This window comes from Kitasatospora saccharophila, assembly GCF_039529925.1.
Lineage (GTDB): Bacteria > Actinomycetota > Actinomycetes > Streptomycetales > Streptomycetaceae > Kitasatospora > Kitasatospora saccharophila.
Map to the genome: position 1 here is coordinate 57,686 of NZ_BAAANS010000018.1, position 20,769 is coordinate 78,454.

Consider the following 20,769-nt stretch of genomic DNA (forward strand, 5'->3'; position numbering starts at 1 on the left):
CGGTCCTTCGGACCCGGCCTTCGGCGTACGCTCGCGCGCTCCAGGGGGCGCGGGCACGGGAAGGAGGATCGTGATCAACGGCATCGACCGAGGTCCTTCCCGATGCGACGGCCACCGGAGCATCACCCTGCCGGAGTGGAAGAGCCACGACGTGCCCCTGCTGCGGGCGCCCCGCGAGTTCGTCACCGAACTGCACCGGCGGCACCTCCCGCAGCCGGACACCACGGTGGTCGCGGTGCTGAACGCCGAGCACCGGGTGGTGGCGTCCGCCTCGTTCGGCGTCCGGCCGCAGTTCAGCGACGGGTGGGACCACCGCAACGCGCTGCTCGGCCATCTGCGGCGCGTCACTCCGCACGACCTGAAGCGCCGGAACCCCAGCCGCACCGCGGTCCTGCTGCGCTGCCGCGAGGGCGGCCCGGACTGGACCGAACAGGACGGCGCCTGGATGTGGGCGCTGCGCGCCGCCGCCGAACTGCACGGGCTGCGCTGCGGCTCCTACCTGACGCTCACCCCGGCGGGCTGGCAGTCGCTCGGCGACGGCCGGCGCGGGCGCAACCCGCACTCCGGCTCGTGGACGCTCGGTCCGATCCACACCGTCACCGAACTGCCGCCGCGCGTCCCGCGCGGTGCACCGGAGGCGCCGGAGGCCCGGCAGCCGGTCGCCCCGGTCACCTCGCTGAACGCGGTCCGCGCGCTGGAGGGCACCCACGACGACCGGACCGTCCGCCGCACCGCCGCCCGCTGACCCGGCTGTCGGACCCGGACCGTCGGCCCCGGACGCACCGGCCCCGGACGCACCGGATCCGCCCGCGGCGCCGGAGGGCACCACGGGCGGACGGCCCGCCGCTCGGGCGGAACGGGAGGACGGACGGGGGTCAGGCGAACAGCGGGGTGACGGTGTCCGTCCCGCCGCAGACCACCAGGAGCTTCGCGGCCCGCTCCAGCGCCGTGGCCGCCGCGGCGGCCACCCGCTCCGAGCGGTCCTCGTTGACCACCAGGACCACCACGTCCCGGCGGAGCGGGCGCGTCGTGGCGGCGTCGGCGTAGAACACGTCGCCGCCGTCGGTGAGCTGCGCCCAGTAGCGCTCCTCGCCGAAGCTGAGCTCGTGCTCCTGCCAGGGGTGCGCCTGGCCGACCGTCAGGACCAGCACGTCGCCGGGGCGGCGGCCGGACTCCAGCAGGGTGTCGACCGCCTCGTCGGCGCGGTCGAGCGCCTCGGCTGCGGCGGCGGGCAGGAGTTGGACTTCCGGTCGGCCGGGGCGCGGCGCGGGGCCGGGCGTGGGTCGGGCCGGGGGCCGCGGGCCGGGGACCGGACGGTCGGCACGGGGCGGAGTGGGGCGCGGCGGGCCGGGGCGGGGGCCCGGGACCGGAGCGGCGACGGCGGTGGAGGAAGGCATACGGGGGGCAGGTGCGTCCGACTTGTGGGGAAGGGGAACGCCGGGGCCCGGGATCGTCTCGTGAATCTCCGGCTCCTCGGGGAAGACAGGCATACCCGGATTCCTATCAAATGCCGGTCGGATGCGCACGGGCACCCCACCACTTGGGAGTGCGGCACGCCGTGCGCACCGCGGCGGTGACGCCCCGGTGACCGGTGGACGAATGCTGACGAACCGTCAGGAAGTGGGGCCGGGAAGCCCGTCCGAGGCGCGCGCAGGGGGGCTCGCGCCCCCAGCGAACACTCAGGAAAGTGGCCGGGAAACCGGGTCTCAGAAGCCCAGCGAGAGCTGCTCGCCGGTGTCGGCGGCGGTGCGCTGCCGCTTGAGGTGGCTCCAGCGGGGCAGCGCGTCCAGGTAGGACCAGGACAGCCGGTGGTGCTCGGTGGGGCCGAGTTCCTCCAGGGCGGCGCGGTGCGTCGGCGACGGGTACCCGGCGTTCTCCGCGAAGGCGAACGCCGGGTGGTCGGCACCGAGTTCGGCCATCAGCGCGTCCCGGCGGACCTTGGCCAGCACCGAGGCGGCGGACACGCAGACGCAGGACTGGTCGCCCTTGATCACGGTGCGGACCTTCCAGGGACCGCCCAGGTAGTCGTGCTTGCCGTCCAGGATCACCGCGTCGGGCCGCACCGGCAGTTCCTCCAGGGCGCGCAGGGCGGCCAGCCGGAGCGCGGCGGTCATCCCCAGTTCGTCGCACTCGCGGGCCGAGGCGGAGCCGATCGCGTACGCCGTCACCCAGCCCTCCAGGACCGGGGCGAGCGCGTCGCGGCGCCGCACGGTGAGCAGCTTGGAGTCGGTCAGCCCCTCCGGCGGGCGGCGCAGCCCGGTGACGGCGGCGCCGACCATGACCGGCCCGGCCCAGGCGCCCCGGCCGACCTCGTCCAGTCCGGCCACCACGCGGGCGCCGGACTGGTGCAGGGAGCGCTCCACCGCGTGGGTCGGGGGGTCGTACGGCATCGGGTCTTCCGTTCACTGGGGCGGGCGCGCGCGGGGGCTCTCGGCCCCCTCAGCGTACGCCGCCGCGCCGGGACGGCCGCGAGGCCGGAACGGGCAGGGCGGCCCGGGCCACGGGTGCGTGGCCCGGGCCGCCCCGGGGGTGTCACTCAGCGGTTCGGGTTCAGTAGGTGCCGTACAGCGAGTACACCAGGTTGTCCTTCACGGCGGTGCCGAAGGCGGCCGGGAAGGTCCCGAACGGGACGGAGGCGCTGCTGTAGACGCCCGAGCCGGCCGGGCCGGAGCTGTAGTGCATGTTGTTGACGGTGGAGCTGGTGCCGTTCGAGTTGTAGATCACCCAGTAGGTGGTGTTGGCCGCCAGGGTGTAGGTGATCGGCGCGCTGTTCCAGGAGTTGGCGCTCAGCGTGCCGACCGAGCTGGTGGCCAGCAGCGCGTCGGGCGAGCCGGCGTTGTCGCTGTAGACCGCGATCTGGAACTGGTTGTTGGGCGCGGCGCTGGTCTGCCCGGTGTGCACGTTGAGCGAGGTCAGCGCGATCGCGGAGGCCCCGGTGGTGATCTTGGAGCCGTTGAGGTGGTTGGAGTCGGTGTCGTCGAGCTGGGTGCCGACGGCGTTGTTGCCGATGGTCTGCGGTGGTGCGCCGGCGGTGGTGAAGGCCGCGGTGTAGGCCGCCGCCTGGGTGTTGCCCGCCAGGTCCTTCACGTTGGCGACGCCCAGCGTGTAGCCGGTGCTGAGCGAGAGCGCCGCGGTCGGGGTGAAGGTGACGGTGTTGGTGGCCGCGTCCAGGGAGACGGTGCCGGGCACCGCGGTGGCGCCGGTGGTGGTCTTCAGCGTGACGTTGGTGGCGTTGACGGTGCTCGCCTGGACCGGCTCGCTGAACGACGCCTTCACCGGGGCGGTGGCCGGGACGCCGGTGGCGCCGTTGGCCGGCACCGAGCCGGTGACGGTCGGCGCGGTGGTGTCGGTGCCGTACGTCGCGGTGTAAGAGCCGACGTTGCCGTCGAAGAAGGCGTACGAGATGCCGTGGATGGTCTCGATGCGGTAGCTGACGCTGGTGGTGCCCCGCTTGACGCCGGTGAGCGTGCCGGCCGCCGAGTTGACCGGGACCATGGCGCGCAGGCCGTTGGCGCCGCCGGTGATGCTGAAGCTCAGCGTGTTGCTGCTCCAGGCCATGCCGGAGAACGCGGAGCCGTTGCGGGCGTCCAGCCAGTTGAGCAGCTGGCGGCCGGAGACGACCGGGGTGCCGTGCGCCTTGGCCGAGGCGATGACCTGGTCGGAGGCGGTGGAGGCGGCGTAGTCGGTGTGGATGTTGGCGGTCAGGACGGTGTAGTAGCCCTTGGAGTTGTAGGCGTTGTCCAGCAGCGTGTTGACGGTGGAGGGCATGGACTGCCCGGACTCGTCGGTGAGCTCGGTGGTGGCCTGGTACTCGTTGATGGTGCTGCCGTCGGTGTCCGCGTACTTCATCGGCAGGCCGGTGCCGTTGAAGTAGCCGGGCCGGTCCTGCACGAAGCTGGCCGGGTAGTAGTAGTAGTCGGTGTCCAGCCGGATGCCGTTGGCGAGCTTGGTCTTGGCCTGGGTCGCCCAGTCGTCCCACTCGACGCAGTGGGTGCGGGTGCTGTCCGGGTTGGGCAGCGAGGCGTACTTGGCCTTCCAGGCGCCGATCTGGGTGGAGTAGACGTTCTGCAGGTCCGCGGGGGTGCCCCAGGGGGTGCAGTTGGTGGTGACGTGCGCGCCGATCTCGAAGCCCTGGTCGGAGTAGGCCTTGGCCTGGGCGTCGGTCAGCGGGTCGTTGGTGTAGATGTACGACGAGGCGCGCACGCACTCCCAGTTGGCGACGTTGCAGCCGACCGGGCTCTGCGCGACGTAGCCGTCGAAGCGCCCGCTGGTGCCGCCGATGCCGTGGTCGTCACCGGTCATCACCACGACGGCCTTGACGTCCCGCGGGAAGTACCAGAACTTCGGCAGCGGCTTCTTGCTCGCGTCCATGGTGGTGATCAGGTTGGCGAGCAGGCGCTGCTGCTCGTCGGCGATCGGGATCTGCGCCTTGTCGAGGTTGTTCCAGTTGAGCTGGCCGCCGGTGCCGAAGAACATCTCGCTGGCCTCGATGCCGTCGACGTTGTCGCGCTGCTGGCCGCCCCAGGCGATGTTGCCCTGGCGGGTCTGCACGACGGACTTGGCGAGGTCGAAGGTGAACGCGGCGGCCTGGCCGGTGCCGACGGTGCGCAGCGTGACGGCCGGGTTGGTGGTGGCCACGGCGGTGTCGCTGTACAGGGTGGCGACGGCGGTGGCGCCGTTGAGGGCGTACTTGTCGGCGGTGCCGTGGAAGCCGATGGTGTCGGAGGTCAGGCCGGCACCGGGCGCCGCGGTGGTGTCGATCTTCAGGTAGCTGTCGGCCAGCGTGTCGGTGGTCGTGGTGAGGCCGAGCAGCCCGGCGAGCTGCTTGTCGGGCCGCATCGCGACCAGCCGTCCGCCGCCGTTCACCCAGCTGCTGAACATGGTGGTCTGGGCGGCGGTCAGCTGGTTCTCCGCCAGCAGCACCACGTCGTACGAGTTGAGCGTGGTCGCGGTGACGGTGCTCAGGTCGGCGGTCTTGTAGTAGTTCAGGCCCTCGGCCTTGAGGATCTCGCCGTAGTACGTGGTGTACGGGTTGGCCGAGTTGGTGACCAGCAGGATCGGGCCCTCGTTGCCGGGTCCGCTGCCGGGAGTGCCGCCACCGCCGCCGGACGGCGTGTAGGTGGCGTAGATGGAGTAGTTCAGCGAGCCGGTGGAGACGGCGCCGAAGCTGCTGGGCCAGGTGCCGAAGGCCGCGCCGCCGGTGGAGTAGCCGCTCTGGCCGCCGGTGGCGTAGTTCAGGTTGTTGACCGCGGCGGAGACGCCGTTGGAGTTGTACGCCAGCCAGTAGGGCGTGTTCGGCGCGAGCGTGGCGGCGACCGGCAGGGTGTTCCAGGCGTGCGCGGTGAGCGTGCCGGAGGCGGAGGAGCCGAGCAGCGGGCCGGGCTTGCCGGCCACGTCGCCGTAGACCGCGACCTGGTACTGGTCGTTGGGCGTGGCGCCGACGGCGCCGACGTACACGCTGACGCTGTTGACGGTGCCGCCGCTGGCACCGGTCACGAAGCGCGAGGTGTTGATGTAGTTCGAGTCACCGGAGTCGGTGGCGGTGCCGGTGGTGTTGTTGCCGAGGACGGCGGTGGTGTCCGCGTGTGCCGCGGGCGCCACCATCAGTCCGCTCGCTGCGAGCAGGCCCACGAGCAGCCCGGCGATTCGTTTTCTGATCCTCACGCCAACCCCCCAAGGTCGGATGACCGGATGAACGGCAGAAGTGCCGCCCTCCGTCCTACCGGCTCCGACCCCGGCGCGTCCGCAGAACCCTCACATCACAGCCACGACTTCCGGCCATCTAGGAGACGAAAGCTCCGCATCCGATCAGTCTGTCTGCACACGTTCAAGAATTGTCGGCGGGGCGGCTCAGCCCTTCACCGAACCGGCCAGCAGCCCGCGGACGAAGTACCGCTGCAGGGCGAAGAACACCGCCAGCGGGATGATCATCGACAGGAAGGCGCCCGCGCTGAGCAGCTCCCAGTGGCTGCTGTCCGACCCGGACAGCTGGGCCAGCCGGGAGGTGATCGGCGCCACGGTCGGGTTGCCGCCGGCGAAGGTGAGCGCCACCAGCAGGTCGTTCCACACCCAGAGGAACTGGAAGATCGCGAACGAGGCCAGCGCCGGGGCGCTCAGCGGCAGCACGATCGACCGGAAGATCTTGAAGTGCGAGGCCCCGTCCACCACCGCCGCCTCCATCAGGTCGCGCGGCAGCTGGGCGATGAAGTTGTGCAGCAGGAAGATCGCCAGCGGCAGCGCGAACATGGTGTGGGTCAGCCAGACCGGCAGGTAGCTGTCCTTCAGGCCGAGGGCCGGGACCAGCGTCACCGACCCGAGGTGCGCGCCGGTGGAGAACAGCCGCAGCAGCGGGATCAGCGACATCTGCAGCGGCACCACCTGCAGCGCGAAGACCACGAAGAAGAGCGTGTCGCTGCCCTTGAACCGCACCCAGGCCAGCACGTACGCCGCCATCGCGGCCAGCACCAGCGGGAAGACCGTCGCCGGGATGGCGATCGCCACCGAGTTGACCAGGTACGGCATCAGGCCGCCGGAGGTGCCGAACGAGTTGTCGAACAGCACCGAGTGGTAGTTCTCCAGCCCCAGGTCGGGGTGGACGAACGCCTCCCACCAGCCGGAGGAGACCACGTCCTGCTTGGGCCGCAGCGAGGTGACCAGCAGGCCGACGGTCGGGATCGTCCACAGCACCGTGACGGCGATCACCAGGGCGCTGGCCAGCGGGGAGCTGAACGCCCGGCGGATCGCCTTGGCCGGCGGCAGGTCGGAGCGGGCCGCCTTGCCGGTCCCGGGGGCGGCGGCCTTGTCGAGGGTGGGCTCGGCGCTCATCGGGTCGCACGCTCCTTGCGCAGCAGGGCGATGTTGTAGACCACCAGGGGGGCCACCGCGAGGAAGAGGATCACCGCGAGGGCGCTGCCGCGGCCGGTGTTGTACTGCTCGAAGCTCTGCGAGTACATCTCGTTGGCCAGCACCTGGGTGCCGAAGTTGCCACCGGTCATGGTGCGGACGATGTCGAACGCCTTCAGCGTGATGATCATGATGGTGGTGAGCACCACCACCAGGGTGGTGCGGATCATCGGCACCGTGACGTGCAGGAACAGCCGCACCCCGGTGGCGCCGTCGAGCCGAGCGGCCTCGGTGATCTCGTCCGGGATGGCCTTGATCGCGGCGGACAGCACCACCATGGCGAAGCCGGTCTGCACCCAGACCATGGCGGACATCAGCAGGAAGTTGTTCAGCGGTTGGCTCAGGATCCAGTTCGGCGGGTCGTCCCAGCCGACCGCGACGGCGAGCTGGCTGAGCAGGCCGACCTGGTTCTGGCCGCTGCCGCGCGACTCGTAGAGCAGCTTGAAGATCAGCGAGGCGGCCACCAGCGAGACCGCCATCGGCATGAAGATCAGCGACTTGTAGATCGCCTGGCCGCGCATCCGGTCGACCAGCATGGCCAGCAGCAGGCCGAGCCCGGTGGCCGCGACCGGGGCGACCACCAGCCAGAGCAGGGTGTTCAGCAGCACGTCGTGGATCTGCGAACTGGTGGCCGCCCAGCCGTAGTTCTTCCCGCCGACGAACTTGGCCGCGTCGGCGTCGTAGAAGCTCAGGTAGACGGTGCGCAGCAGCGGCACCACCAGGCCGACGACCAGCAGGAGGGCCGCGGGGCCGAGCATCAGGACGACCGCCAGCGGCCGGGAGAAGCGTCCGGTGGCGCGGCCCGCCGCGAAGAAGACCGCGAGCAGCACGCCGAGGAAGCCCAGTACGGCGCCCGCGGTGTTGCCGAACTTGATCGCCGCGTCCTGCCACAGCGAGTCGGCGAGGTGGAGCGCCGGCCCGGCGAGCCGGGTGTCGGTGGGCATGCGGAGGATCCTTCCTCGGGGCACGGGAAGGGCAGCGCGGGTGGACCCGCGCTGCCCGTTGGCGTCCGGTTACTGCGGCCAGGCCGCGTCGATGTCGCTCGCGGTCTTCTGGATGGACTGGCCCTCGGCGAACCAGGCGGTCAGCGCCTTCCACTCGGCGCCCGAGCCGACGGCGGCGGGCATCAGGTCGGAGGCGTCGAACCGGAAGGTGGCCGCGGGGTCGGTCAGCGACTCGGCGGAGAGCTTGTCGATCGGGTCGGTGTACAGGCTCTTGTCCACGCCCTGGTTCGCGGAGACCCAGCCCGGAGAGGTCTTGACCCGGCTGCTGGCCCACTCGGAGGTGGACAGGTAGTTCTGCACGGCCTGCACCTCGGGCCGGTCGGAGAACGCGGCCAGGAACTCGCCGCCGCCCTCGACCGGGGTGTTGACCTGCGGGTTCACCGCGGGCAGGTGGAAGGCGAAGACGTCGCCGTCCGGGCCGATGTTCGTGCCCTTGGGCCACTGCGCGCGGTAGAAGGACGCCTGCTGGAGCATCGCGCACTTGTTGCTGAGGATCGGGGTGCCGGCGTCCTGGAAGGTGGTGGTGGCGATCGTCTTGACGTCGCCGAAGCCGCCGTTGACCCAGGCCGGGTTCTGCATCCAGTCGCCGACGGTCTTCATCGCGGTGGTGATCTTCTCGTCGGAGAACTTCACCTGGTGGCTGATCCACTGGTCGTAGACGTCGCCGCCGTAGGTGCCGAGGACGACCTCCTCCAGCCAGTCGGTGGCCGGCCAGCCGGTGGCGGTGCCGGATCCGATGCCGCCGCACCAGGGCTTCGCCTCACCGCCGGCCCGGGCGATCTTGTCGCTGAGCGCGACCAGGTCGTTCCAGGTCTTCGGGACCTCGTACCCGGCGGCCTTGAACGCCTTGGGCGAGTACCAGACCAGCGACTTCATGTTGGCGCTCATCGGCGCCGCGTAGAAGGTGCCGTTGACCGAGCCGTACTGCTTCCAGACCGGCGACCACTTGTTCTCGTTCTCGACGGTCTGCTGCGGCGGCTTGACCACCTTGCCGGACTTGACCATCTGGGCGAGCAGGCCGGGCTGCGGGATGATCGCCAGGTCGGGGGCGTTGCCGCCGGCCACCCGGACCGGGAGCTGCGACTCGAAGTCGTTGGAGCCCTCGTAGACGATCTTGATGCCCGTACAGGTCGTGAACTCGGACCAGGACTTCTCCAGCGAGTCCGACTCCGGCGAGAGGATCGACGCGTACATCGAGACCTTGGTGCCGGAGTGGCCCGCGTAGGCCTGGTACTTGGCGCAGTCACCGGTCAGCGCGGAGGCCGACCCGCCCCCTCCGCCGCCGCCGTCCGAGGAGCTGTTCGAACAGGCGGCTGTCAACGCCAGTGCCAGGACGGCCGGTACGGCGAGCAGCCGACGGCGTCCAGTGGTCACGGGGGTGGTCAATGCGGTCCTCCTTGCCAGGGCATGGGCATGCCAGCCGTAAGACAGAACAACACTGCGCTGTACCGGAGATGTGGATCTGTACCCAGCGATCGCTGGCTCAAAGACGTTAACTCACCGGTACCCCCAGGCCAAGGAGCGCGTTCGACCTTCATCGGGCAGCGCCCCAGTTGTAACCGCTCCGTGTTATGAGACGCCCGCACGCCTTTCACCTGCGGAACTCCCGGCCCGCGCCGTGCGCCGGGTCAGGCCGGGTACCGCTCCGCGAGGAACTCCGCGAAGGTGGTCCGGCCCGCCGGGTGGGCCGGCACCAGGTTGCCGCCCGCCCGCAGCGCCCGGCCCGTCCCGCCCGGCAGCGGTGCCCGCAGCACCGGGCGGCGCCGGCCGCGGGCCGCCAGGAAGTCCGCCGCCAGCGCCTCCACCGGACGCACCTGCGGCCCGCCGAAGTCGTCCGCCCGCCCGACCGGGCCCGCCTCGGCCAGCTCCGCCACCCGCTCCGCGACCTCCCGCACGTCGACCGGCTGGAACGACACCCCGCGCGGCACCAGCAGCACCGGCGCCTTCGACAGGCCGTCCAGCACCCGCGCCACCAGGTCGTGGAACTGGGTGGCCCGCAGCACCGTCCACCCCAGGCCGGACTCCACCACCAGTCGCTCGCACTCCGCCTTGGTCCGGTAGTAGCCGAGCGGCACCCGGTCCACCCCGACGATCGACACGTACAGCAGGTGCCCGGCCCCGGCGGCCCGGGCCGCCTCCACCAGGCGGCGGGTGGCCTGCACGTCCCGCTTGCCGTTGGTGGTCGCGCAGTGCACCACCGTCCCGGCGCCGGACAGCGCCGCCTCCACCCCGCGGCCGGTCACCAGGTCCCCCACCGCCCAGCCGTGCTCCCCCGGCGTGTGCGCCTGCCGGCTCAGCACCCGCACCGGGCAGCCGCGCGCGAGCAGCCGGCGCACCACCACGCGCCCCAGGGTCCCCGTACCGCCCGTCACGAGTATCGGCCGCATCGCGCTCACCCCTCAGCTGTGCCAGTACCCCCAGCCTGCCCGCCGCCGCCCCCTCCGGCAGCCCGGCCCACGCAGCCGGGGGAACGCGGTCACCTCCGGGCGCGCGGCCGGGCGCCGCACGGCCCCGCGCCGCACCGGGCGCTCACGCCCCGACCGCCCCGCCCGCGGAGCCGATCAACCGGCCGTCGGTGGACAGCGGCGGGTCCGCGACCACCGGGAGGCGGTGCCGGGTGAACGTCTCCGTGCACGGCTCCGCCCGGTTGCCGACCCCCGTCTTCGTGAACACCTCGCGCTTGTGGTCGTGGGCCGTCTGCTCACGTAGGTGATCTCCCCGTCCGGGCGCGCCATCACCGGGCCGGGCGCGTCCGGGGCCTCCGTGTCGTCGATGCCCTTCCGCAGCAGGCCCGGCGCAGGCCGACCGCCGCACCGGAGCTCACCGCGCTGGGGGGAAACACCGTGAACGCCACTTCGACCGGACGCGCCGGTCCGGCCGGGGCCGGGGTGCTGCCGGCCCTGCTGCTCGCCGCCCGCGGGTCCGGCGGGTCGGGCAGCAGCAGCGCGGCCGACCACGGTTCGCACGACGACGGGACGAGCAGCTCCACCGTCTTGGGCTCGGACAGCACGGACAGCGGTGACGACAGCGCGAGCAGCGACGACGGCGTCTCCACGTTCGACCCGGCGAGCGCGACCGGCACCCCGCTCCAGGGCCGCTACACGGTCGACGGCGCCCTGAGCACCTTCTCCGGGACGCGCACCACGCAGTTGGCGGCCGGCAGCGGCGCCCTGACGATCGAGGGGAGCACCGACTTGGAGGAGCGCACCCTGCAGTTCTCCTGGGCGTCCTCCACCGGGATGGCCGCCCGGGTCGACGGCCAGAACTTCGCGCAGGCGACGTCCAGCCTGTGGAACGCCACCGGCCGGACCGGCTTCTGAGACCCCCGCCCGGCCCGTCGGGGGGCGGGCCGGGCGGGCCGGAGGGGGGCGGCTGCCCGTGGCCGGGTCAGAGGTCCTCCGGCCACGGGTAGCCGAGCAGCTCCGCGTACCGGACGTTGCCGCCGCAGACCCGGGCCCAGGTGCGCGGGTCGGTCGCGGCGATCCGCTCCACCAGCTCGGCGGCCAGCGCCTCCGGGTCCCCGGGCGGGACGGTCAGCTCGGCGATGAACTGCAGGTAGGGCAGGTCCGAGCGGTCGTCGGGCACGGACGGGTGGTAGAAGAGCAGGTCGATCCGGTCGAGTTCCGCGCGCGTCGTCCACATCGCCTGGAACTCGCACTCCCAGGCGGCCAGCAGCTCCGGGCGCCGGACCAGCTCCGCCTCCAGCAGGCGGCCGACGCTGCGCGCCGGAGAGTCCTCGACCGCGGCGCCCGCGCGCTCGGCCTCGGCCAGGTACTGCCCGGCGTCGAACCGGTAGGCGGGCAGGTCGAGGCCCGCGAAGCCCGGGTTGCGCCAACCCTCCCAGCGCACCGCGCCGCCCTCCCGGCGCACCGTCACGTACAGTGCGCCGCAGCAGGTCTCCTCGCCGCAGCCGCCCCGGTGCAGCCGGACCTCCCGGGGCTCGGGGCCGGGCAGCAGCGGGCTGTACGCCCCGAGCAGCGCACCCGGGCCCGGGCCGGTCAGCTGGTGGTCGAAGCCGGCCGCCAGCAGGTCCGACCCGTCGACCAGCAGCCGCAGTTCGGTCCGGTCGCGACCCGGCACCCCGCCGATCCGCAGTTCCAGCCGGCTGGTCGGTGTCTCGTCCATCCGAGCACCGTACGGCCCGGACGGGCGGGCGGGGAAAGGGATTTCAGTACTCGCAGTCCTCGGCCAGCTCGTCCCGGGGCAGTCCGACCAGCCCCGGCACCGCCCCGGCCAGGTCGGTCAGCTCCGGGCCCAGCTGGTACCAGGCCACCGCCAGCCGGGAGAAGCAGGCGGGACCGCGCTTGATCGAACGGCTGCTGAACAGGCCGACGCGGCGCACCAGGGGCAGCCGCTCCTCCGGCCCCATCCACCCCTCGTGCCCGCCCTCCGGGTGCTCCCGCACCGGCTCCACCAGGTGCGCCGGGATCGACGGGTAGTACCGCGTGAGCGCACCTCGTAGATTCTCCACGCTCCGGTCGTTGACCCTTCGGCACGGGTAGCCCTCCGGCACGCCCCCGTACGCGGGTGACCTCCGCACCTCGTCGAGGCGGATCGAACGGCCGGAGGTTACCACCGGTGGCGGGCCGCTACCCCCGGACCCGGTGGTCCGCGAACGCCCGCAGCCGGATCCGGGACGGCCCGGAGTCGGCGAGCCAGCGCATCCGCCCGTCCCCCGCGGCGAGGGCGGCCCGGGCCGTCGCGCACCAGTCGTCCCGGTCGAGGGCCGCGAGGTAGGCGGCGAGCGCGGCGGCCCGCCACACCCCGTCGGCCTCCCCGCCCGGCTCGACGGCCCCGCCCGGCCCGGCAGCCCCGGTGGGCTCGGCGGCCAGGTGCCCCGCCAGCACGGCGGCGACGAGGAAGCGCTCGACGGTCGGGGGGAGGCGGCCGGTGTTCCGGGCGTGGGCCGCCAGGACGGCGGCGGCGTGGGGGTAGCGCCGGAGGGACATGCCCATGCCCTCGCAGTCTTCCATGACAAACAGCAACCGGCCGGTGTGGTCGAGCAGTTCGACGTCGTGGCCGAACTCCGCGAGCGCTTCGTGCAGCCTGCCGACCGTGGCCACCCGGCCCGCGAAGTAGCCGTTGAGGCCGTCGCCGTCGACCGCCCGGCGCAGCAGCCAGGGGCGGGCCGCCGGGTCGTCGAGGCGGCAGAGCGCCTCGACCACGTACACCCGGCCCCAGCCCTCGACCCGGTCGGCCAGCCAGCGCAGGGCCTCCGGACCGCCCGGCAGCCGCTCCAGGGCGTGCGCCGCGAGCGGGCCGAAGCGGTGCGAGAGCAGGCCGACGGTCCGGATCAGCGGGACGTCGTCCGCCGTGGCCGTCTCGGCGAGCAGGGCGAGCCCGACCGTGGCCGAGCACCGGTCGCCCGCGTGCCGGACGAGCCACCGCCCGGTGTGCCGGGCGCGGTCGGCGCCGGCCCGGCGGGCGGCGGCCGCGATGGCCTCGTGGCGGTGGAACGGGACGTGCAGGTCGTGGAAGGACCACTCCAGGGCGCTCGGCGGGGCGTCGGGCCGGGCGAAGTGGGCGTCCAGGACGCGGGCGACGGCGGCGGCCCGGGCGCTGCGGCCTTCGGGTGCTTCGGGGAGTTTCCGGCCGCGGTGCGATCCGTCGTCCGGGTACGGTTCGCCGTTCCGGGGCAGGGGCCCGTCCGGGGCCCACCGGTGCAGCTCCGCCGCGTGGTCGTACAGGCTCGTCCGGGCCCCGGGGCCGCCGGTCGCGCTCACCGGCGGGCGGCGGGTTCGATTCTCTTCGTCATGCCGCCGATCATGGCAGCGGCCCCCGACCCGGACAAGCCTCCGCCGCACCCCGTCGACCGCACCCCGCCGTCCGAACCCCGTCGTCCCAACCCGGACGCCGAGCCCCGGACGCCGAACCGCCCGCCCGCCCGGGCGGACGGGCGGACGGGCGGACGGGCCCGCACGTGGGCGGACCGGCGGCCGCTCCGGGTGTCAGCTGCAGCCGCTGGTGGAGCCGCAGCCCTCGCAGAGGTAGCAGCTGCCCGCGCGGCGCATCTTGGTGCCGCAGGAGAAGCAGAGCGGGGCGTCGGCGTTCAGGCCGAGGCGGATCTCGGCGAGCTCGGTCGAGTTGTGCGCGGCCGGGGCGGCCTTGGGCTGCTCGACCAGCGGGAGGGCGACGTGCGGCTTCTCCGGGGCGAGCGGGGCGGACTGGGCCAGCGACTCGATGTCGACGTCGTCCTCGACCGGCTCGTACGAGCCGGTCTCCAGGTGCCGGGTGCGCTCCTCGACGGAGTGGATGCCCAGCGCGGAGCGGGTCTCGAAGGGCAGGAAGTCGAGGGCCAGGCGGCGGAAGATGTAGTCCACGATGGACTGCGCCATCCGCACGTCCGGGTCGTCGGTCAGGCCGGCCGGTTCGAAGCGCATGTTGGTGAACTTGGCGACGTACGTCTCCAGCGGGACGCCGTACTGCAGGCCGACCGAGACGGCGATGGAGAAGGCGTCCATCATGCCCGCGAGGGTCGAGCCCTGCTTGGACATCTTCAGGAAGACCTCGCCGAGGCCGTCGTCCGGGTAGGAGTTGGCGGTCATGTAGCCCTCGGCGCCGCCGACCGTGAAGGAGGTGGTGATGCCGGGGCGGCCCTTGGGCAGGCGCTTGCGGGTCGGCCGGTACTCGACGACCTTCTCGACGGCGGGGGCCGCGGCCCGGGCGGGGGCCGAGGTCGCCGCCGGGGTCTTGGTCTTGGCCGAGAGCGGCTGGCCGACCTTGCAGTTGTCGCGGTAGATCGCCAGCGCCTTGACGCCGAGCTTCCACGCCTCGAAGTAGATCTCCTCGACGTCCTCGACGGTGGCGTTCTCCGGCATGTTGACGGTCTTGGAGATGGCGCCGGAGATCCACGGCTGGATCGCGGCCATCATCCGGACGTGGCCCATCGGGGAGATCGACCGCTCACCCATCGCGCAGTCGAACACCTCGTAGTGGGCGGCCTTCAGGCCGGGCGCGTCGATGACGTTGCCGTGCTCGGCGATGTGCGCGACGACCGCCTCGACCTGCTCGTCCTGGTAGCCGAGGCGCTTGAGGGCGCGCGGGACGGTGCCGTTGACGATCTGCATCGAGCCGCCGCCGACCAGCTTCTTGAACTTGACCAGGGCCAGGTCGGGTTCGACGCCGGTGGTGTCGCAGTCCATCATCAGGCCGATGGTGCCGGTCGGGGCGAGCACCGACGCCTGCGCGTTGCGGAAGCCGTTCCGCTCGCCGAGGCGGACCACGTCGGCCCAGGTCTCGTTGGCGACCGACCAGACCGGGCCGTCCAGCTCGTCCAGCGGGGCGACGGCGGCCGAGGCGTCCGCGTGCTGCTTCATGACCCGCTGGTGCGGGGCGGCGTTGCGGGCGTAGCCGTCGTACGGGCCGACCACGGCGGCGAGTTCGGCGGAGCGGCGGTAGGCGGTGCCGGTCATCAGCGAGGTGATCGCGCCGGCCAGGGCGCGGCCGCCCGCGGAGTCGTAGGCGTGGCCGGTGGCCATCAGCAGGGCGCCGAGGTTGGCGTAGCCGATGCCGAGCTGGCGGTAGGCGCGGGTGGTCTCGGCGATCTTCTCGGTCGGGAAGTCGGCGAAGCAGATCGAGATGTCCATCGCGGTGATGACCAGCTCGACGACCTTGGCGAAGTTGGCCGCGTCGAAGCTGTCGTCGTCGCGGAGGAACTTCATCAGGTTCAGCGAGGCCAGGTTGCAGCTGGAGTTGTCCAGGTGCATGTACTCGGAGCACGGGTTGGAGGCGTTGATCCGGCCGGACTCGGGGCAGGTGTGCCAGTGGTTGATCACCGAGTCGTACTGGATGCCCGGGTCGGCGCAGGCCCAGGCGGCCTCGGCCATCTTGCGGAACAGGCCCTTGGCGTCGACGGTCTCGATGACCTCGCCGGTCATCCGGGCCCGCAGGCCGAAGGTGGTGCCCTTCTCGACCGCGGTCATGAACTCGTCGTTGACGCGGACCGAGTTGTTGGCGTTCTGGTACTGGACGGAGGTGATGTCGTCGCCGCCCAGGTCCATGTCGAACCCGGCGTCGCGCAGTGCGCGGATCTTCTCCTCCTCCTTCACCTTGGTCTCGATGAAGGCCTCGACGTCCGGGTGGTCGACGTCCAGCACGACCATCTTGGCCGCGCGGCGGGTGGCGCCGCCGGACTTGATGGTGCCGGCCGAGGCGTCGGCGCCGCGCATGAAGGAGACCGGGCCGGAGGCGTTGCCGCCGGAGGAGAGCAGTTCCTTGGAGGAGCGGATCCGGGACAGGTTCAGGCCCGCGCCGGAACCGCCCTTGAAGATCATGCCCTCTTCCTTGTACCAGTCGAGGATCGAGTCCATGGAGTCGTCGACGGACAGGATGAAGCAGGCCGAGACCTGCTGCGGCTGCTGGGTGCCGACGTTGAACCAGACCGGCGAGTTGAAGCTGAAGACCTGGTGGAGGAGGGCGTGGGTCAGCTCGTGCTCGAACACCTCGGCGTCGTCCGGGGAGGCGAAGTAGCCGTGCTTCTCGCCGGCCGCGCGGTAGGTGAGCACCACCCGGTCGATGATCTGCTTCAGGCTCCACTCGCGCTGCGGGGTGCCGACCGCGCCGCGGAAGTACTTGCTGGTGACGATGTTGACCGCGTTGACCGACCAGAAGTCGGGGAACTCGACGCCGCGCTGCTCGAAGTTGATCGACCCGTCGCGCCAGTTGGTCATCACCACGTCACGGCGCTCCCAGGTGACCGCGTCGTACGGGTGGACCCCAGGGGTGGTGTAGATGCGCTCCAGCCGCAGCCCGGCCTTGGGGCCCTTGGCCCCCTTGCCGGCCTTGTCCGACTTCGACCCTCGTGCGGACCCGCTCGTGGTGTCTGTCACTGCTCCTGCTCCTCCTCCTGGGCAAACGCCCGAAGTGCCCGAAAAAGTCCGGGCACGACTGGTTCGTTCCGTCCGTGCGCGGGCATGGGGGAACCCCACCACCGTGCCGGGTGCTGCTGGTACTGCGCTGACTGCGATGACTGCGTGGAAAAAGTGGGTTGGGGCGGCCGGCGCGGGCGCTAGGGCACGGGCACCGGCTCGGGGACCGCGGGCCGCTCCGAGCGCAGCTCCGCGATCGCGGCCTCGAAGTCTTCGAGGTTGTCGAACGCGCGGTAGACGGAGGCGAACCGCAGGTACGCCACCACGTCCAGTTCCTTCAGGGGGCCGAGTATGGCCAATCCGACGTCGTGCGTCGAGAGTTCGGCGCTGCCGCTGGCCCGGACGCACTCCTCGACCCGCTGGCCGAGCTGGGCCAGCGCGTCCTCGGTGACCGGGCGGCCCTGGCACGCCTTGCGGACGCCGGAGATGACCTTCTCGCGGGAGAAGGGCTCGGTGACGCCGCTGCGCTTGATCACCATCAGGGTGGCGGTCTCGACGGTGGTGAACCGCCGGCTGCAGTCGGGGCACTGCCTGCGGCGGCGGATCGAGCTCCCGTCGTCGCTGGCCCGGCTGTCCACGACTCTGCTGTCCGGATGCCGGCAGAAGGGGCAGTGCACCTGGAACTCCCTCCCTGCGACCCGACGGCGAACAACTCGCCACACTCTACCCGAACACAACACCTGTGCCCGATCGAGGAGACTAGCCACTAGATCTAGTGGCTGGCACGACGCCACGCCGAGTGAACGCGCGGTTTCGGGGACAGGCCGCGGGGTGGCGCCATAGACTGTTCGAGTCGAACAAGCAATCGACTTACACCCGGAGCCTTGATCAAGTCAGCCGACCTCGAATAAATTCACTCGAACGTGTGTTTGGCGCAACCTTTCGATAGAGGGGCCAGTTGAGCTGGGCAGATGGAGCACCAGCCCGACGAGAGGGTCGCCGCGATGTCCACCCCCAGCGCCACCAGCGTCATGCACACCGCCGAAACCAAGACCGCCATCCCGGTGCAGGAGCGTTCCGCGCGCACCACTGACCAGGAGAGCATGGACCAGACCATGAGCCGCAGTCAGCCGATCGAGGAGACCCCGCCCGGTGCGCCCGCCCCCGTCGTCCGCTCCCTCCCCGGCCGCCCGCCCGGCATCCGCACCGACGAGGCCGGTCTGACCGAGCGCCAGCGCCGGGTGATCGAGGTCATCCGGGACTCCGTCCAGCGGCGCGGCTACCCGCCGTCCATGCGCGAGATCGGCCAGGCGGTCGGCCTCTCCTCCACCTCCTCGGTCGCCCACCAGCTGATGGCGCTGGAGCGCAAGGGCTTCCTGCGCCGCGACCCGCACCGCCCGCGCGCCTACGAGGTGCGCGGCGTCGAGGTGGCCCGCCCGGCCGCCGCGGAGACCTCCGGCCGGCCGTCCACCTCGTACGTGCCGCTGGTCGGCCGGATCGCGGCCGGCGGCCCGATCCTGGCCGAGCAGACCGTGGAGGACGTCTTCCCGCTGCCCCGCCAACTGGTCGGCGAGGGCGAGCTGTTCGCGCTCACCGTCAAGGGCGACTCGATGATCGAGGCCGCGATCTGCGACGGCGACTGGGTGACCGTCCGCAAGCAGCCGGTCGCCGAGAACGGGGACATCGTCGCCGCGATGATCGACGGCGAGGCGACGGTCAAGCGGCTCAAGCGCGAGGACGGCAAGATCTGGCTGATGCCGCACAACGCGGCGTACGAGCCGATCCCGGGCGACAACGCGACGATCCTCGGCAAGGTGGTGGCGGTGCTCCGCCGCCTCTGACCCACCGCGGCACGGCAGCAGTACGGCAGCATGACGGAGAAGGCCGGTCCCGGGCGGGACCGGCCTTCCGTGCGCCCGGCGCCGCTTCCTCCGTGCTCGGCGCTGCCCGCCCGTGCTCAGCGCTGCTTGACCGGCGGGGCCGAGGCGTCGATCGCGGCCAGCGAGCGGCGGACCTGGTTGCGGTCGGTGGTGTACCAGAAGTCCGGCATCGAGGAGCGGAAGAAGCCGCCGTAGCGGGCGGTGGCCAGCCGCGGGTCGAGGACGGCCACGATGCCCTTGTCGTCGGCGGCCCGGACCAGCCGGCCGGCGCCCTGGGCCATCAGCAGCGCGGCGTGGGTGGCGGCGACCGCCATGAAGCCGTTGCCGCCGTGCGCCTCGACGTCCTTCTGCCGGGCGCTCATCAGCGGGTCGTCGGGGCGCGGGAAGGGGATCCGGTCCATCACGACGAGCTGGCAGGCGGAGCCGGGGACGTCGACGCCCTGCCAGAGCGAGAGGGTGCCGAACAGGCAGGTCTCGGCGTCGGCGGCGAAGCCCTTGATCAGCTCGCCGAGGGTGTCCTCGCCCTGGAGCAGGATCGGCACGTCGAGGCGTTCGCGGAGCTTCTCGGCGGCGGTCTGGGCGGCCCGCATCGAGGAGAACAGGCCCAGCGTGCGGCCGCCCGCGGCGCCGATCAGCTCGGCGAGCTCGTCGAGCATCTCGGGCCGGTCGGGCTCCCGGCCGGGCGGCGGCAGGTGTTTGGCGACGTAGAGGATGCCCTGCTTGGGGTAGGTGAACGGGGAGCCGACGTCCAGGCCGCGCCAGTACGGCGGGGCGTCCTCCCCGCTCTCGGCGGCGGGGCCGTCGGGGGTGCGGTGGTCGGGGAGCCTGGTCTCGCCGGGCAGGCCGAGCGAGCCGGCGACGCCGTTGAAGTCGCCGCCGAGCTTGAGGGTGGCGGAGGTGAGGACGACCGAGCGGTCCCGGTACAGGTTCTCCCGGAGCAGGCCGGAGACGGACAGCGGGGCGACCCGCAGCGAGGCGGTGCCCGGGCCGAAGCGGTCGGAGCGCTCGATCCAGATCACGTCGTACTCGGAGCCGGTGAGCAGCCGGTCGGCGGTCTCGTGCAGCGTCTCGGCGGAGGCCATCGCCTGCTTGCGGACGGCGTCCTCGTCGGTGAGGCCCTTGTCCCGGGTCTCGCCGAGGGAGGTGATCACCTGGCGGCAGGCGTCCCGGACGGCGGCCACCGCGTAGCCGAGGTACTCGGGGAGCTCGTCGACCTGGCCGGGCTGGGCGGTCTCCATCAGGCCGTGGAAGTTCTCGGCGGCGGCCTGGAGCGCGTCCACCGCCTTCTCGTTGGCGAGCTTGGCGGCGCGCTTGACCGCCCGGTTGACGGCGCCGACGGTGAGCTCGGCGGTGGCCGCGCCGGTGACCCGGTTCACCAGCTCGTGCGCCTCGTCGATGATCAGCAGGCCGTGCTCGGGCAGCACGGGGGCGCCCTCGATCGCGTCGATCGCGAGCATGGCGTGGTTGGTGACCACGACGTCGGCCAGCTTGGCGCGCTCGCGGGCCTGCTCGGCGAAGCACTCCTCGCCGTAGGCGCAGCGGGAGGCGCCCAGGCACTCCTTGGAGGTGACGGCGAGCTGGGCCCAGGCCCGGTCGGAGACGCCGGGGGTGAGGTCGTCGCGGTCGCCCGTCTCGGTCTCCTCGGCCCAGTCGCGCAGCCGGAGCACGTCCTGGCCGAGCTTGCCGGTGGGGCCGCCGAGCGCGTCGACCGGGTCGAACAGGCCCTCGCCCTCGTCGCTCGGGGTGCCCTCGTTGGCGCGGTGCAGGCACAGGTAGTTGGAGCGGCCCTTGAGCATGGCGAACAGCGGCCGGCGGCGCAGCACCGGGTGCAGGGCCTCGACGGTGCGCGGCAGGTCGCGCTCGACGAGCTGGCGCTGCAGGGCGAGCGTCGCGGTGGCGACGACCACCCGGTCGCCGTGGGCGAGGGCGGGCACCAGGTAGGCGAGGGACTTTCCGGTGCCGGTGCCGGCCTGGACGAGCAGGTGCTCGCCCTCGTCGACGGCGGCGGCGACGGCCTCGGCCATCCGGACCTGCCCGGGCCGCTCCGTTCCGCCGACGGCGGCGACGGCGGCGTGCAGCAGCTCGGGGATGCGGGAGGCGGGGACCGGCGCGGGGGGCTCGGCCGTCTCCGGGCCGCCGGGCAGGGGTGCGGTGGTGTCGTTCGTCATGACGCCC

The 20,769-nt window shown here is 72.4% G+C and carries 17 protein-coding genes; 3 read left to right on the top strand and 14 right to left on the bottom strand.

Annotation, left to right across the window (positions count from 1 at the left end):
* The first annotated feature begins 70 nt into the window (after positions 1 to 70).
* Positions 71 to 745, top strand: coding sequence for a hypothetical protein (locus tag ABD345_RS15330; RefSeq protein ID WP_380274773.1), 675 nt, complete (start codon positions 71 to 73; stop codon positions 743 to 745).
* A gap of 130 nt (positions 746 to 875) precedes the next feature.
* Here ABD345_RS15330 and ABD345_RS15335 read toward each other — a convergent pair whose 3' ends face one another.
* From ABD345_RS15335 to ABD345_RS15370, 8 genes are all read right to left on the bottom strand, one after another.
* Positions 876 to 1,397, bottom strand: a complete 522-nt coding sequence (locus ABD345_RS15335) for a hypothetical protein (protein WP_344552633.1) — start codon at positions 1,395 to 1,397, stop codon at positions 876 to 878.
* 309 nt (positions 1,398 to 1,706) lie between these two features.
* The gene (locus ABD345_RS15340) at positions 1,707 to 2,390 is read right to left on the bottom strand and encodes a ribonuclease HII (RefSeq protein ID WP_344552636.1); all 684 of its coding nucleotides are present in this window, start codon (positions 2,388 to 2,390) and stop codon (positions 1,707 to 1,709) included.
* 160 nt (positions 2,391 to 2,550) lie between these two features.
* Positions 2,551 to 5,664 carry an Ig-like domain-containing protein gene (locus tag ABD345_RS15345; protein ID WP_344552638.1) on the bottom strand — a complete coding sequence of 1,038 codons (3,114 nt, stop codon included), beginning with the start codon at positions 5,662 to 5,664 and terminating at the stop codon, positions 2,551 to 2,553.
* Between the two features lie 186 nt (positions 5,665 to 5,850).
* A complete protein-coding gene (locus tag ABD345_RS15350) occupies positions 5,851 to 6,825 on the bottom strand; it encodes a carbohydrate ABC transporter permease (RefSeq protein WP_344552639.1) in 975 nt (324 codons plus the stop codon).
* Positions 6,822 to 7,847, bottom strand: a complete 1,026-nt coding sequence (locus tag ABD345_RS15355) for a carbohydrate ABC transporter permease (protein ID WP_344552640.1) — start codon at positions 7,845 to 7,847, stop codon at positions 6,822 to 6,824. The genes ABD345_RS15350 and ABD345_RS15355 overlap by 4 nt, the downstream gene beginning before the upstream one ends.
* A gap of 69 nt (positions 7,848 to 7,916) precedes the next feature.
* Positions 7,917 to 9,293, bottom strand: a complete 1,377-nt coding sequence (locus ABD345_RS15360) for an ABC transporter substrate-binding protein (protein WP_344552642.1) — start codon at positions 9,291 to 9,293, stop codon at positions 7,917 to 7,919.
* Between the two features lie 242 nt (positions 9,294 to 9,535).
* The gene (locus tag ABD345_RS15365; protein ID WP_344552643.1) at positions 9,536 to 10,294 is read right to left on the bottom strand and encodes an SDR family oxidoreductase; all 759 of its coding nucleotides are present in this window, start codon (positions 10,292 to 10,294) and stop codon (positions 9,536 to 9,538) included.
* 142 nt (positions 10,295 to 10,436) lie between these two features.
* The gene (locus ABD345_RS15370) at positions 10,437 to 10,580 is read right to left on the bottom strand and encodes a hypothetical protein (RefSeq protein WP_344552644.1); all 144 of its coding nucleotides are present in this window, start codon (positions 10,578 to 10,580) and stop codon (positions 10,437 to 10,439) included.
* 170 nt (positions 10,581 to 10,750) lie between these two features.
* Between ABD345_RS15370 and ABD345_RS15375 the strand changes: the two genes are divergently transcribed.
* A complete protein-coding gene (locus ABD345_RS15375) occupies positions 10,751 to 11,227 on the top strand; it encodes a hypothetical protein (RefSeq protein ID WP_344552645.1) in 477 nt (158 codons plus the stop codon).
* Positions 11,228 to 11,294: 67 nt separating this feature from the next.
* Here ABD345_RS15375 and ABD345_RS15380 read toward each other — a convergent pair whose 3' ends face one another.
* The 5 genes from ABD345_RS15380 to nrdR form a co-directional block, all read right to left on the bottom strand.
* Positions 11,295 to 12,032: a hypothetical protein gene (locus ABD345_RS15380; protein ID WP_344552646.1), complete on the bottom strand. Its 738-nt coding sequence runs from the start codon at positions 12,030 to 12,032 to the stop codon at positions 11,295 to 11,297.
* A gap of 43 nt (positions 12,033 to 12,075) precedes the next feature.
* Complete coding sequence (locus tag ABD345_RS15385; RefSeq protein WP_344552647.1) at positions 12,076 to 12,378, bottom strand: hypothetical protein; 303 nt, start codon at positions 12,376 to 12,378, stop codon at positions 12,076 to 12,078.
* A gap of 118 nt (positions 12,379 to 12,496) precedes the next feature.
* A complete protein-coding gene (locus ABD345_RS15390) occupies positions 12,497 to 13,630 on the bottom strand; it encodes a hypothetical protein (protein WP_344552648.1) in 1,134 nt (377 codons plus the stop codon).
* A gap of 225 nt (positions 13,631 to 13,855) precedes the next feature.
* Entirely contained in the window at positions 13,856 to 16,735 is a 2,880-nt protein-coding gene (locus tag ABD345_RS15395) for a vitamin B12-dependent ribonucleotide reductase (protein WP_344552649.1), read from the bottom strand.
* 179 nt (positions 16,736 to 16,914) lie between these two features.
* Positions 16,915 to 17,391 (bottom strand): transcriptional regulator NrdR, encoded by a 477-nt coding sequence (gene nrdR / locus ABD345_RS15400; RefSeq protein ID WP_344552650.1) that lies wholly within the window; start codon positions 17,389 to 17,391, stop codon positions 16,915 to 16,917.
* A 438-nt stretch (positions 17,392 to 17,829) separates the two neighbouring features.
* Here nrdR and lexA point away from each other — a divergent pair, with 438 nt between their 5' ends.
* On the top strand, positions 17,830 to 18,555 hold the full coding sequence (gene lexA, locus ABD345_RS15405; RefSeq protein WP_344552699.1) for a transcriptional repressor LexA: 726 nt from the start codon (positions 17,830 to 17,832) through the stop codon (positions 18,553 to 18,555).
* A 116-nt stretch (positions 18,556 to 18,671) separates the two neighbouring features.
* On the opposite strand, the gene ABD345_RS15410 is transcribed toward lexA, so the two are convergent.
* Positions 18,672 to 20,762, bottom strand: coding sequence for an ATP-dependent DNA helicase (locus ABD345_RS15410; protein WP_344552651.1), 2,091 nt, complete (start codon positions 20,760 to 20,762; stop codon positions 18,672 to 18,674).
* Positions 20,763 to 20,769 lie beyond the last annotated feature (7 nt).